This window comes from Kitasatospora sp. NPDC088264, from assembly GCF_040685715.1.
Lineage (GTDB): Bacteria > Actinomycetota > Actinomycetes > Streptomycetales > Streptomycetaceae > Kitasatospora.
The window spans coordinates 18,510-32,328 of record NZ_JBFBIR010000032.1 but is presented as its reverse complement, the minus strand read 5'-3'; the positions used below and the strand labels follow the sequence as shown (position 1 = coordinate 32,328).

The window sequence follows — 13,819 nt, the reverse complement described above, 5'->3', positions numbered from 1 at the left end:
ATGCAGCCCTCAGGTTCACCCGTGCCATGCGGCCTCCAGACGTGCGTCGAGCCACGGTCGGTTCGGCGGCATCTCCCGCGACAGGATGCCGTGCTGAAATCTTGTCAGTGATTGCTGCGGCGCCACAATCTCGTCCATGGGGATTTCAGACGGCCGACCCCGTGCGTTCCTCGGCCACGACGACGGGGCGCGGCGGGGCCTCGGGTAGGCTCCCCGAGCATGTCTCAACCTGCGTGGCGTGCCGCATCCGCCGACTGGTCGATCCGTTGGGGTGCGGCGTCGAGGAGTTACGGTTCGTCAAGGAGCCTGATACCGGCGCCGGATGTCGTACGCGTCGGACTGGATCGTGGCGCCCGCACTCCCGGAGTGGGACCGTCCGATTCCGGCAGGAGTGCCTTTCCCGGGTGTGCAGCCCGATGACCACGCCGACCGTGGAGGAGATCGGCACGCCGCCGTTGCGGCTCGCGGGCGAGCCGCGCCGGCACGCCTCGGGGCAGGTCCCGGCGCGCGTGACGTACCTGGGCGCGCGGTGATCCGCCGCATCCGACGGCTGGTCCGCCTCGTGGTGCCGGACCGCAAGGGCCTGTCGCTGGCGTGGGGCACGATCAGGGGGCGCAAGGGCGGCTTCGTCGGCTCCTTCGTCGCGATCGCCGCGGGCTCGGCGGTGATCACCGCCTGCGGGATCCTGCTGATGTCCGGGCTTGAACATCCGGGCTTCGAAGCTGCCAGACTGGAAGCTGCCGGACTGGGAGGACGGCTCAGGGGCGGATGGCGACGGCCCCGTAGCAGGAGGCCGCTGCGTCGGTGATGTGCTCGGTGTCGTCCGCAGGCGCCGCCGGGTGCCAGCGCGGAGTGGCCGCGACGCCCGGCTCCAGGAGGTTCCAGCCGGTGAAGAACTGCGCGAACTCGTCACGGGTGCAGGCGGCGACGGGGGTTCCCGCGGCGGTGTAGACCTGGATGAGCCGGGCGGTCTCCTCGGCGGCGAAGTCCTGCGTGAAGTGGCTGACCACCAGCGCGGAACCGCTGGGCAGTTGTGCCTTGAGGCCTTCGGTGATCCGCTGGGCCTCGAACGGCACGAAGTGCAGCAGGGCGTTCATGCTGAGCGCGATCGGCTGGGTGAAGTCCAGGATCGCCCGGGCCGAGTCCAACAGGTCTCCGGGCTCGCGCACATCGGCCTGCACGTAGGCGGTGACGCCCTGCTCGGTACCGCGCAGGAGCGCCTGCGCGTGGAGGAGCACGATCGGGTCGTTGTCGGCGTAGACGACCTTGGCGTCCGGTGCGACCGACTGCGCGACCTCGTGCAGGTTCGGCGAGGTGGGGATCCCGGTGCCGATGTCGAGGAACTGCCGGATCCCGGCCTCGGCGAGCAGCTGCGTCGACCGGCGCATGAAGGCACGGTTGGCGCGCGCGGCGGAGCGGGCGTAGGGGAAGACCGCCAGGGCCCGGCCGGCGGCCTCACGGTCGGCGGGGAAGTTCGTCGTGCCGCCGAGGTAGTAGTCGTACATCCGTGCCGAGTGGGCCAGGTGTATGTCGAGGTTGACCTCTACGTCGTCGGTCCTGGCGGTGCCGTCCGTCATGCGTTCCCCCTGATACGTCATCGACTCGCCCTGCGCAGGACAGGACCGATCCGCGCCCGCGCCACCGTGGCGAGCGGTGGCGGACCCTGGCGCGGCCCCTTCCACTATGCCCACACGCCCGAACGGCCAAGCAAGGGCCGCCACCGGTGACGACGCGACCGTGAAGCAGGACGACCGAATCAGAGCATGTAGTGACTCACTCTGACCATGTTCCGCACGGTATCTCCATCATCCGCCGCACCTTATGTCTGATCTCGAAACACCTTGTCGCGGTTTAACATCTCGGCATCCAATCCGCCTTAATGTTCCTACCAGGGAAGCGAGTTCCCACTGTGACCGCCGCACGGCCGTGGGGCTCAGCCACGGTCGACGGCCCGCGCCGGACGGCAGCCGACAGGCGTGCCGCAGGGGAGGAATGGGACGTGACCGAGAGCGACTGGGTGGTCGGAGACCGGGACCGCCTGACGTTCGACGCGTTCTGCGACACGCACGAGGGGGCGTGGACCGGGTTCGCCCGCGCGCGCCTTCGCGACGACGCCGCCGCACACAGAGCGGTGGAGATCGCGAAGGTACGCGTGTGGAAGGAGTGGCCGCGCATCCTGCGGGAGAAGATCCCACCGTTCCACGCCTGGACGATCCTCAAGGAGGAGATCGGCGCCACCCTGGCGGAACTGATGATGAACGGCGAGCCGCTGCCCACCCAGGCGAGCGTCCCCGGGTGGGTCTACGCCGTGCGGATCGCCGCCGAGCGGGCGCAGCACCTGATGGAGACCGGGGGCACTCACGAGCAACTGCACGTCGCGCTGCGGCGGTTGTCCGAGCGGCGGCACGACGTGATCGTGCTGCGGTACCTGCTCGACCTGCCGGACGAGCAGATCGCCGACTGCCTGGGGACGACCGAGGCCAACGTCCGTTCGACCGCGAGCCAGGCTCTCGACCGTCTGGCCGCGGCGCTCGGCGGCCGACGCGGGGAGAGCCGGTGAGCACCGAGCACGACCGGGCCCTGCACCCGAACATGGCCGGCATCCACCTGCCCACCCGGGCCCCCCGGCCGCAGCCAGGGGGCACGGGCGTCTCCTGGGAGCGGCTGCTGACCGCCCCGAGTCCGCTGTCCTCCGAGCACAAGCAGGCGGCACACGAACTCGACCTCGCCGCGTCCCTGGTCCTCTCGATGCCGTCCGCCGCGGCCTCCCTGGGCCTCCTCGTCAACGCCGAGCAGATCCACCCCGAGGGCGCCCTCGTCCTCGGCGCGCTGCTGTACGTCGCGGGCCATCGCGACGGCGCCCAGTTCTGGTGGCAGTTCGCGGCCGGCGGCGGTTCCTACACCTCCGCGTCGTTCCTGAGCCTGTTGCACCGCAGCCTCGGGGAGTTCCTGGACGCGGAAGTCTGGCGCCAACAGGCCGAAGCACTGGCCACCAACCCCCGCCCGCCACAGCGTGTCCTGAGCACTCCTCACGCACTGCTGCCGGCCCAGGTGCTCACCGACATCCTCGCCCGGTGCCACTACGGCCTCGACGTGAAGCTGCCCCCCCGCCTCGCGGCCGTCATCCACCAACTCCCCGTCGCCGGCGACGACCCCGAGTACGGCGAACTCCCCCAGATGAGCAGCACCCTCGTCCGCGACCTCACCGACGAACGCTAGCGACCGCGAACCCCGTCTCCCTGCCTCAGCGCACGCGCCCCCGCGCCTTCAGCGGAAGGGCGGGGAGCTCCGGCGCCCGCAGCCGGTCGCCGGCGTAGCCGCGGACGTCACCGAAGCGGGCGGTGGACATCCAGTCCTCGCGGGCCCGGGTGATCTCCTCACCGGACCGGCCGATGAAGTTCCACCACATATCACCGATTCAGCGTTTTCACCCAGGTCAGAGGCATGATGGACCATCCCCGGTCAGCAAATAGTCAGCTTTGGTACGCGGGGAGTCGAACAGCATGGCCACCAAGACACTGGCCCACGGCATGGGCACCTTCTTCAAGGAGTGCGAGCACCCTCAAGCGAGGTGGTCCAAGTGCCCGCACGAGTACACGATCCGATATCGCGACGCAGCCGGAAGGCAGGTCGAGGAGTCCGGCTACGCCACCCAGGACAAGGCCATCTCCCGCTTGTCCGAGGTCTACAAGGCGAAGAAGGACACCCCGCGCAATCAGACCAAGGCCGACCGCATCCAGAAGTACAGCTCGATGCAGTTCGGGGCCTACGTCGCGCAGTGGAAGCCCGGCCAGCGTCACCTCAGTCCCGCGTCGATACGGCACCTCGACTCGCTCCTTGAGCACCACCTGTACCCGGCCTTCCGCAGCCGTCGGATGGGCACCTTCGACCACAAGGTCGTCGACGCCTTCATCCAGAACATGGAGCGCAACAACGTCGGCCTCGCCACCCAGGCCAACGCCTTCGACAAGCTGAAGGCGATCCTCCTCGACGCCCATCGACTCGGCATCTACGACGACAACCCGCTAGACGGCGTCAAGCCACCTCAGTACGACCCGAAGCGCGCCGTCATCCCCTCGCTCGAACAGCTCCAGGGCATCCGCACCGCCGGCGACGACATACTTCTCCTCGTCACCGACCTCATGAGCGGCTGCGGCCTGCGCAACGGCGAGGCATTCGCAGTCAACATCAACAACGTCGTCGCCGACGACGTCTACCGCATTACCGAGCAGGTCAACCACACCACCAAAACCTACGGGCCGCTGAAGCACCGCAAACCCGACGACTACCGCGACGTCCCGCTACCAGCCCGCGTCAAGCACACCATCGAGTGGTACGCCGACAAGTACGGCACCGCCGACGGCTACCTCCTCCGCCACCCCAGTGACCTCAGCAAGGCCTTCCCGCACTACTACCTCGACAACCAGTGGCAACGCATCAAGAAGGCCGGCACCCTCGACATCCCTGACGGCATGGTCCTCTACGGACTGCGCCACTTCTTCGCCTCGAACTGCCTCAGCCACAACATCCCCATCACCGACGTCGCCGAATGGATGGGCCACCGCAGCGTCGACATCACCTTCAAGACCTACCGCCACCTCATGCCCGGCTCCATCAGCCGCGCCGCCCAGGTCCTGAACCTCGGTTTGGCCGTATAGCTACATGACATAAAGGGGGCCGGCCCTCAAAGGTCGGCCCCCTTCAAACGCAGCTGTGCTGGACTCGGCCGACAACCGCCCACCGCCGGGTCCGTGAGCACGTCGAATAGTTGATTCGCCGCTGATTCGAGCAGCGGCAGGGGCGCTCCTCTCCGGCGCCTGAGTCGCGATCAGCAGCAAATGCCGGGGTGGCCCACTCGCCGGGCCGCCGCGAGCGCCGCCAGGACCGGTCTCACCACCTCTGGGCGGGCCAGCTCGTGCTTGCCCCGCGGATCGTGCACCGGCCCGATCCCGTGCACGAACGGCAGCATTCGCCCGGTGTGCTCGCGCGACTCGTTCAGGGACTGTGCCGCGCCCGGCGGGTACGTCGATGGGATCGCAGGGGCGGCCGACGAGCCCGCACTTCAGAGCACATGCGAGCCACTGATGAGAGATCAGTGCGTTCGAGCCCACCATTCGAGAACGGTGAGGGCTGCTGGAGCACTGGCGGAGGCCAGGCCGAGAACCGCACGGTTCAGGGCCTCTTCCCAGATCGTGCTGGGACGAGATGCCCGACCTCGGGCACGTTCTCTAACAGTTCGACGACGCCTGTTCGCGGTCATTGCATAGCTCCCGCCGTTGGAAGGGGTGAGGATGCCGGGCCCGGCGGGATGGAACTCTGGCGCCCGAACGGTCCCGCTGTCCCAGGAGACGGGCACGTAGGGCGCAGTGGGCCTTAAGCTGCTGCTAAGGATCTTGCCGATCCGTTGCCCGCCGTGCCCGTGGCGGGCAACTGGCTAGGACGGGCACTGCCGGACGGCGCGGGACAAGAACGGAAGGACGGGCGCGGGTGGGGGTGCAGCAGGACGAGTTGCACGCGCGTCTTCGCGGCCTGCGAGAGCGTGCTGCCGCCGCGAGGCGGGCGGTGGGCGCGTCGGCCAGCCAGGCCGTTCTCGAACGGGAGGTACGCACAAGCGGTCTTCCGGGAGCGGAACACTTCACGGGCAAGCGCGCCAGCGAGTGGGCTCCTGACGAGCGGGCCAAGTTCAAGGTGCCCCAGGCTGCCAGTGACGACCCGCTGCTGGCGATGGCAGCGGTGTGGGCGCATTGGGCCGGTGAGAAGCTGGATCAGCGCTGGCTCCGCGACCAGCTGGTGCTGGCGCGAGCGGAACTGACGAAGGAGCGCGGCACCCAGCCGGTGCTCGCCGCTGCCCCTTCGAGCCAGGGCTCCGAGGAGTGTCTTCAGGACATAGGTCCGGCCGTGCTGGAGGTACACCCAGCGGTCCTGCCGACTCCGGAGAACGCTCCGCTCCCGTGGCTCACGCCCTACCTGGCCCGCCGACACGACGCCGAACTGCGGGAGGCGATCGGCCCGGCACTGGCCGGAGGCACGTCGATGCTGGCGATGCTGACCGGCGGCTCCTCCACCGGCAAGACCCGCGCACTTTTCGAAGCCCTCCTGAATCTCGCACCTACCCGACCACTGCTCCGTCCTGTCAACGCGGGGGCCTTGCTGGATCTATTGGAAACCAACCGCATCACCGGTGGGACGGTGCTGTGGCTGAACGAGAGTCAGCGATTCCTGGACGTCGCCGTGGGTGAGCAGGCCGCCGCGGCACTGCGCGTCCAGCTGGAACACCAACCTGGTGTGGTGGCCGTGGGGACCCTGTGGCCAGAACCCTACTGGGGCGACCTCACCAGAGAAGGGGTAGTGGGAGACCCGCACGGCCAGGCTCGGGCGCTCCTCCGCGGGCCGCGCACCCGCAGGATCACGGTGGCGAGTGGGCTCTTGGACGATGACCGGGATGCTTGGCACGCCCTTGCACAACGGCACCATGACCCCCGACTGTTCAAGGCTCTGGAGGCCGGGGGCAGCGACGGACATGTGGTGCAGCACCTGAGCGGCGGCCCGGAACTGCTCGCGGCCTACCTCGAAGGCCCCGGCGGATTCTACTCACCCATCGAACACGCACTGCTGACAGCTGCGCTGGATGCTCGGCGTCTCGGTCACCACGCACCGCTCCCCCTCGCTCTCCTCGCCGAAGCCGCCGACGGTGCGCTCGCCGCCCACCACCGCAGCGCGGACCTGGACTGGGCCGAGGTCGCTCTCACAGCCCTCACCACGGGGGTACGACGAAACGACACACGCACCGATCGACGCACACTCACGCCGCTGGCGGCCGTACGTGCTCGCTCCGGCACTGCCGCCGACTACGAACCGACCGACTATCTCGACCAGCACATCCGGATCCACCGCGCCGACCAACTCGGCGGTGCACCCCTCTGGGATGCCATGGCCGCGCATGCCGTCGACGGTGAGGATCTCAGTCGCCTCGTCGAGGCCGCATGGACCAGAGGCCTCTTCAGGCTGGCTGTACGACTGGGCGTCAAGGCGATCCGTGCTGGCCACCCTGACGCGCCCGTCCGTCTGGTCGGTCGGCTCCACGACGCACCGGAGCTTCGGCGTCAGGCGCTCAAGTGGCTCGCCGACAGTGCGGACGGCACCGATCCGGGTGCCGTCGCCTGGCTTCTCCGCCAGCTACAAGGACCTGACGCCGATCGAACGCGATCGGCACTGCTGGCTCGTGCCGTCGCCAACGTCGACCTCGATCCTCCCCAGGAACTCCCCCATCTCTTCAATGCGCTCTGGGAGGCAGGTGAGCTCGAGGGGCTCACTGACCTGCTGACGCGCGCCGCCGCTCACTGCGACGTCACCTCGCCGGCGGCCGTCGCTTCCCTGCTGGAAATGCTTGTGACGCTACGAGGGGCGGGGAAATCTGCCAGGCCGCAGCAGCCGCGTGCCATCCCGGCGTCGCCTTCGGAGCTGGAGAGAGCAGTGGACCGCGCAGTGACGCTCCTGCTCGCCCGCGGCCCCGCCGCCCACGCCGACCTCACCAGCCCCGATTCCCTTGCCGTACTCCTGCTGGAGCTTCGTGCCGTCGGGGCGACCGAGGCGGTGGCAACCCTGCTGGCCCGCGACCCGGCCGCGCGCATCGATATCAGCGACCTCTACGCCGTCGCTGACCTACTGGGCCAGTTGAAGGAGGCTGGCGCGGTCGAGGCAGCGGCCGCGTTGATGGCTCGCGACCTGATCGCACACGCTGACCTCACCGACCTGCATACCGTGCCGTGGACGTTGCGTAGGCTCCAATCGGCCGGTGCGGAAGCCGCGTTGATTACGCGAATCGCTCATGCAGCCGCCGCCGGCGCCGCCCTCACCGACCCTCTCGAAGTCGCAGAGCTACTCAGGGCGCTGCGGGATGTAGGCATCAACGATGCGGTCGCCGTACTGCTGGGCCGCGACCCGGCCAGTCACGTCGACCTCCCCGGGCCCAACTACACGGAGTTCGGCATCCTGCTGGTGGAACTCGAGCATGCCGACGCATTCGACCAAGTCACCACCCTTCGCGATCGCGTCATCTCCTACGCCGAGATCGAGAGCCGGCACGAACTGGGTTCCTGTGCAGCCACAGTGGAGGAACTGGAGCGGGTCACGGGCGATACGGCAGTCAAAAGCACGGTGGCCCGCCGAGTCGTCGCCCATGCCGAGCTCTCCGAGCCAGGTCCAGTCTCCTGGCTACTGGAAGTCCTCCATGAGGCGGGGGCCACAGACGAGGTTGCAGTCCTGGTAGCACGCGATCCTGGCACCGCGGTACGGCTGGCCGATCCAGCACAGGTCACGCTCCTGGTCAGTGTGCTCAGCGAGGTGGGAGCCACTGGCTCAGCCGCCCTCCTGGCTGACCGTGCCGTCGCCCATACTGACTTCAGCGACGGCTTTCGCGTGGCAGAGTTGCTTCAAGGTCTCCGAGAAGCAGGAGCAGGCAAGGCATTCGCAGCGCTGCTGGCCCGCGACCCCGCCGCTCACATCGACGTCACTGATCCGCTCGGTGCTGCCTTCATGCTACGGGAACTGGATGAGGCGGGCGCCGAGCAAGCAGTGGAAACGCTGCTGGCCCGTGAGCCCGACCGCCACGCGAATCTCAGCGGCACGAACGCCACCGCCGCCCGTGATCTGATCGACGCATTGCTCATGGCCAGTGCCCACGATGCCGGCCGCAGACTCATCCAGCGCGCCGAGAATGCCGGGCTCATGGAGCTCGGCCGCCTTCGCCCCTTCGGCCGGGAAGCGGACGGCCGGCCCTCAGCGGCATGGACATGGAGCGATATCTCCTGCTGAACCCCATCAGCGCTGACCCTGGCTTCGGGAGAGCGGCGATTATGTACGACGCCGCCGGCCATGACGAGCCCCGGGAAACGCAGCACCGATGACCCGTGCCTGCGGCAACCCCGCAGGGCTACCTCGTTCCACGTGGCCGAGCTCCACAGGGATGCCACAGGCTTTGCGCCGGGCGAACCTGCCCGCTGGTTGTCCCTCAAGGCCTTCCTTTGCCCGCTGCTCGTCAGTGGTACGGCCTAGAATCGCAGGGACGTAGGGCCAGGACGGGGAGTGGTGTGAAAGACGAGCGGTGGACGACTGTCACCGAGTCGCAGTTCGAGCATGAGCGGCGCGGACTGGAGGCGATCCGGCGGGCCCTGCAGGACCAGGACGGGGAGCCCTGGCGTGCTTGGTCGAACTTCACCTTCACCGCGAACAGCGGCCATGTCCGCGAGGTCGACCTCTTCATGGTCGCCCCGGCCGGCGTCTTCCTGATCGAGTTGAAGGACTGGCACGGCTCGGTCGCGGGTGGTGGTCGCGATTGGATCCAGACCACCCCGGGCGGTACGAGCCGACGTCACTCCAATCCGCTGCACCTGTCCAACCAGAAGGCCAAGGAGCTGGCCGGCCTGATCCAGTCGAGCGTCGGTCCACGCCCGCGCATCTGGGTCGGCGAAGCGGTCTGCTTCACCGACGACAGGCTCCGTCTGCAGCTGCCGGCCGCCGACCTGAACGGCATTTTCACGGTCAGGCAGTTGGCCGAGATGCTGGCCACGCCGCCCGGTGACGCCCGTTACGCGGTCACCGCCGAGGTTTCCCGGAAGGTCGCGCAAGGACTGCAGAGCCTGGGGATCGCGCCGATCCGGCGGCAGGACGAGGTAGGGGGATACCTGCTGGACTCGGCCTCCTTCGACTCCGGCCAGACTTGGGCCGACTATAGGGGTGAACACACCCAGCTCCACGACATCGCCCGGGTGAGGGTGTTCCTCAGCGAGCGCGGGGCCTCGAATGCCGAGCGTGCCTCGGTGGAGAAGGCCGCCGCGCGTGAAGCCGCAGTGCTGAACCGGTTCCGGCACCCCGGCGCGGTGTCGGTGAAGAACTACCTGCCGTCCGGGCACCCGGCCGGCCCAGCGATCCTCTTCGACTACCACCCGCACACGATGCGCCTGGACGACTACCTCGTCAGCCACGGTCAGGAGCTCGACCTGCAGGCCCGTCTGGCGCTAGTCCGGCAGCTCGCGGAGACGGTCCGCTCCGCGCATTCGCGCCGCATCTACCACCGTGCCCTGTCCGCCCACTGCGTGCACGTCATTCCGCGCAACCGTGGGGCGCGCGGGCATGAGCTCAGCGAGGCCGAGCAGTGGGCACGGCCCCGCCTGGAGATCGCGGACTGGCAGATCGCGGCCGGTAGGTCCGGGACTGGTTCTTCTGGTGGCGGTGCTTCCGGTCGCGGGCGTCGTCTGACGCAGATGATGTCGCCGAGCTCGCTGTCCGCGCTGCACATCGCCGACCAGGCGGACCCGTACCTCGCGCCGGAGCTGACGGCAGCGAAGGCCGATCCGGTACGTCTGGACGTGTATGGCCTGGGTGTACTCACCTATCTGCTGGTCACGGGGAAGGCCCCGGGGGCGAGCCAGGCGGAGGTGCTGCGCAGGCTGGAAAGCGGTGAGACGCTGCGGCCCAGTGTGCTGGTCGACGGCCTGGACCCGGACATCGACGACCTGGTGGAAGCGGCGACAGCATTCGACCCGGTTCGTCGGCTTGCCGCGCTCGACGACTTCATGGAGATGCTGGAGTTCGTCGAGTCGTCGTTCGCGGCGGTGGCGTCCACTGGGACAGATGCGGACGACGCTGCCGGTGGGGGTGACGGTGACGAGCCCGGCCCTGCTCCAAAGCCCGAGCCGGAGGGCGATCCCCTGGAGTGTGTCGCGGGTGATGTGCTCGCGGGTCGGTGGGAGGTCGAGCGGCGGCTCGGCACCGGGTCGACCGCGCGGGCCTTCCTCGTGCGTGACCTGGACGCCGAGCCGCGCCGTAACGGGTCGCGGACGCCGGTCGTGCTGAAGGTGGCGTTGAGCGAGGCCAAGCATCCGGTCCTGGAGCGGGAGGCGGAGGTTCTCGGCCGGATCCACCAGGACTCGCGGATCATCGGGCTTGCCATGCCCGAGCCGCTGACGATCGGCGGCCGGCGGGTCCTCGCCCTTGAGCACGTGGGTGACGCACGCGAGGAGGCGGGGCGCTCGGAGCGGCCGCAGCGCCGTGAGGACACCGTCGCACGGCAGCTGCGGGAGGTCGGCCGCCTCGGTATGGATCAGCTGGAGGCGTACGGGCAGTATCTCTTCGGTGCTGTCGAGCACTTGGAGGCCGAGGGCATCTGGCACCGTGACCTGAAGCCGGACAACATTGCGATCCGCATCCGGCCGAACGGCACCCGTCAGCTCGTCCTGATCGACTTCTCGCTGGCCGGCTATCCGGCGAAGGAGATCGAGGCAGGCACTGAGGGCTACCTCGACCCGTTCCTGGGCACGCTCCAGCGCGGCGTGTACGACGCGCACGCCGAGCGGTACGCGCTCGCCGTGACCCTGCACGAGATGGCCGCGCGCGAGCTGCCGCAGTGGGGCGACGGCTCGGTCACCGCGCGGCAGACGGTCGCGACGGAGTGGCCGTATCCGAAGATCGCGGCGGATGCGTTCGAGACGCCGGTGCGCGACGGCTTGGTGGCGTTCTTCCGTAAGGCGCTCGCGCGGGACGTCAAGGACCGCTTTCCGGATCTGGTTCCGATGGAGCGGGCCTGGAAGCAGATCTTCATCGAGGCGCAGAAGGCGACAGCGCCGTCTACCGGGCACGGTTCCAGTGCGGAGCGGGGTGCCGATGTTGGGGCAGGGGATGAGACTCCGCCAGGTGACGAGAGCGAGGCCGCGCTTCAGATCCGTGAGGAGCAGGCCGCGCGGGCGACGCTGAGCACGCATCTGTCGGTGGCGGGCCTGACCCCGGCTGCGCTCTCCCAACTGTATGCGATGGGCCTGAGCACGGTCGGCGATGTCGTCACCTATAAGGCGCGCAAGTTCCTCACCGCGCCCGGTATGGGTTCGCGTACGCGTGAGGAGATCCAGGGCCGTCAGAAGGAGTGGAACGCGCGGCTGCGCCAGCCGGTCGCGCCGACCAGCAGTGAGGCGCGCAGGGAGGCGGAGCAGGAACTCACCGACCTTGAGGCGAGTATCGCGGAGGCGGTAGGAGGCGAAGCGGCCGCGGAGGCGTTCGCCCGGCTCAGCCTGGACGCGCTCGCGGCCCGGCTGGTGCCCAAGCCTGCGACAGGGCGTGGTGGTTCCAACGAGGCGACCCGCAAGGGCATCCGACTGCTACTCGGTCTGCCGAACGAGCAGGGCCAGTACCCCGAGGGTCCGGTGTGGGCGCGGCAGGCGGACGTGGCGAAGGCCCTTGATGTCACCACGGGCCGAATCCCGCCGGTCGTGAAGAAGGCGCGGGAGCGCTGGCACGAAGACGCGGCGCTGGCGGTCCTGCGCGAGCATGTGGTGGAGATCCTCGCCGACCGCGGCCGGGTGGCATCCGTCGTCGAGATCGCCGACGCGCTCATCGCCCGCCGCGGCACCGAGGTCGCCGACCGGCGCGGCCGTCGGAGGCTCGCCCTGGCGCTGCTGCGGGCGCTGGTGGAGCGGGAGCAGTTCTACGACGTCGAAAAGAATCCGCAGCCGCCGCTGCTGCACTACTTCCACGCGCCGGCGCCGCGCGGCACGGAGCCTGTGCTCGGCCTGCTCGTCATCGACGTACGGGAGGGCACGGACAGCCCGGACACACCGACCAAGCCTGCGCTTCAGGAGTACGCCGTGAAGCTCGGCGCGAAGGCGGACCGGCTCGCTGCCCTGGAGTCCTTGCCGACCGCCGCGACTGTGCTGACCGAGCTGGGCTCCGTCGCACCACCGCCGGGTGTGCTCGGCTGGAACGAGCAGCGGATCGCGGAGATCGCCGTGGCCACCTCCACGCGGGCTGCGCTCACGCCGCGTCTGGAGATCTATCCGCGGGATCTGGATCTGGTACGCGCCCTGCGCATCACCCAGGCTGGCATGGTCGCCGTCCAGCCGGAGCTGGAGGAGGAGCGGCAACCGGGCCTGCGCGTGGAGGACGTGCACAAGCTGGTCCACACCCGCTTCCCCGGACTCGGCGCCGACCCCCTCGTCACGGCCGAACTCCCCACGGGGGCAGAGTTGGTGACGTCGCTGCGCAAGGCCGGCTTCGACCTGAAGCTGGAGACCCGCTACGACCGTGTGCTGCGACTGCTGCCCAACCGGCCTGCGGGCGCTGGAGCCGGCGGCAGCCTGATGACGACGTACGGGAGTTCGCGGACAGGGGCCGCCCGGTCAGGGGCCACATCGTCCGCGAGCCGGCAGGGCGCCGCCCGGTACGACGCCGACCAGGCAGTACGGGCCGCGGCCACCGCCGAGCAGCGGCTGACGCATGATGCGGGCAAGGACGGACTGCGGGTACTCACCGTGCCGTCGCGCGGCGCGCACACCGCGGCACGACTCCTGACGCAGGCGCCGTACGGGGCGGAGGCGGTGTCGCTGACCGGGCTGTTCCTCGACGAGCTGCATGAGATGGTCGACGGGCGGCCCCAGCCGACCTGGCAGACGGTCCTTGAAGCGGACGCTGCCGCGCCCGGTTCACGCGGTCGGCAGAACCTCGGTGTGGTCGCCGGGCGAGCGTGGCACCAGTTGGAGCCGAAGCTGGCGGCCCGCCTTGAGCGGGTACCGGGGGCGAACGAGGGGCCGCTGTTGCTCACGGAGGCGGCGGTGCTGGCCCGTTACGACGCGCTGGACGTCCTGGACCGGCTTGCGGAGCTGGCGCGAGAGGGGAGGCGGCCGCTGTGGCTGCTCGTCGCCCAGTCCGACCCGTCGGACACGCCACGCCTCGCGGGGAAGGCCGTGCCGTACCAGGCGGCGCGCGGCGAGTGGATCCATGTGCCGGAAGCGTGGGTGACGGCGCGTTCCGATGCCTGACAATGATCACTGAC

At 69.2% G+C, this 13,819-nt stretch carries 7 protein-coding genes and 1 pseudogene; 5 read left to right on the top strand and 3 right to left on the bottom strand.

Features of this window, described 5'->3' with window-relative positions; genetic code table 11:
• Positions 1-15: 15 nt before the first annotated feature.
• Together AB0O82_RS23625 and AB0O82_RS23620 are read right to left on the bottom strand one after the other, a co-directional pair.
• Positions 16-138 carry a hypothetical protein gene (locus AB0O82_RS23625; RefSeq protein ID WP_363585920.1) on the bottom strand — a complete coding sequence of 41 codons (123 nt, stop codon included), beginning with the start codon at positions 136-138 and terminating at the stop codon, positions 16-18.
• A gap of 620 nt (positions 139-758) precedes the next feature.
• Positions 759-1,577: an SAM-dependent methyltransferase gene (locus AB0O82_RS23620; RefSeq protein ID WP_363585919.1), complete on the bottom strand. Its 819-nt coding sequence runs from the start codon at positions 1,575-1,577 to the stop codon at positions 759-761.
• 422 nt (positions 1,578-1,999) lie between these two features.
• On the opposite strand from AB0O82_RS23620, the gene AB0O82_RS23615 reads away from it, so the two are divergent.
• A complete protein-coding gene (locus AB0O82_RS23615; RefSeq protein WP_363585918.1) occupies positions 2,000-2,560 on the top strand; it encodes a sigma factor-like helix-turn-helix DNA-binding protein in 561 nt (186 codons plus the stop codon).
• On the top strand, positions 2,557-3,219 hold the full coding sequence (locus AB0O82_RS23610; RefSeq protein ID WP_363585917.1) for a hypothetical protein: 663 nt from the start codon (positions 2,557-2,559) through the stop codon (positions 3,217-3,219). The genes AB0O82_RS23615 and AB0O82_RS23610 overlap by 4 nt, the downstream gene beginning before the upstream one ends.
• Positions 3,220-3,244: 25 nt before the next feature.
• On the opposite strand, the pseudogene AB0O82_RS23605 reads toward AB0O82_RS23610, so the two are convergent.
• Positions 3,245-3,409 (bottom strand): annotated as a pseudogene (locus AB0O82_RS23605) (pirin family protein); the annotation flags it as partial.
• Positions 3,410-3,503: 94 nt separating this feature from the next.
• On the opposite strand from AB0O82_RS23605, the gene AB0O82_RS23600 reads away from it, so the two are divergent.
• The 3 genes from AB0O82_RS23600 to pglW all read left to right on the top strand — a co-directional run bounded on the left by AB0O82_RS23600 (position 3,504) and on the right by pglW (position 13,805).
• Positions 3,504-4,658: a tyrosine-type recombinase/integrase gene (locus AB0O82_RS23600; RefSeq protein WP_363585916.1), complete on the top strand. Its 1,155-nt coding sequence runs from the start codon at positions 3,504-3,506 to the stop codon at positions 4,656-4,658.
• 829 nt (positions 4,659-5,487) lie between these two features.
• Positions 5,488-8,814 (top strand): hypothetical protein, encoded by a 3,327-nt coding sequence (locus AB0O82_RS23595; RefSeq protein WP_363585915.1) that lies wholly within the window; start codon positions 5,488-5,490, stop codon positions 8,812-8,814.
• A 275-nt stretch (positions 8,815-9,089) separates the two neighbouring features.
• Positions 9,090-13,805: a BREX system serine/threonine kinase PglW gene (pglW, locus tag AB0O82_RS23590; protein WP_363585914.1), complete on the top strand. Its 4,716-nt coding sequence runs from the start codon at positions 9,090-9,092 to the stop codon at positions 13,803-13,805.
• Positions 13,806-13,819: the final 14 nt, after the last annotated feature.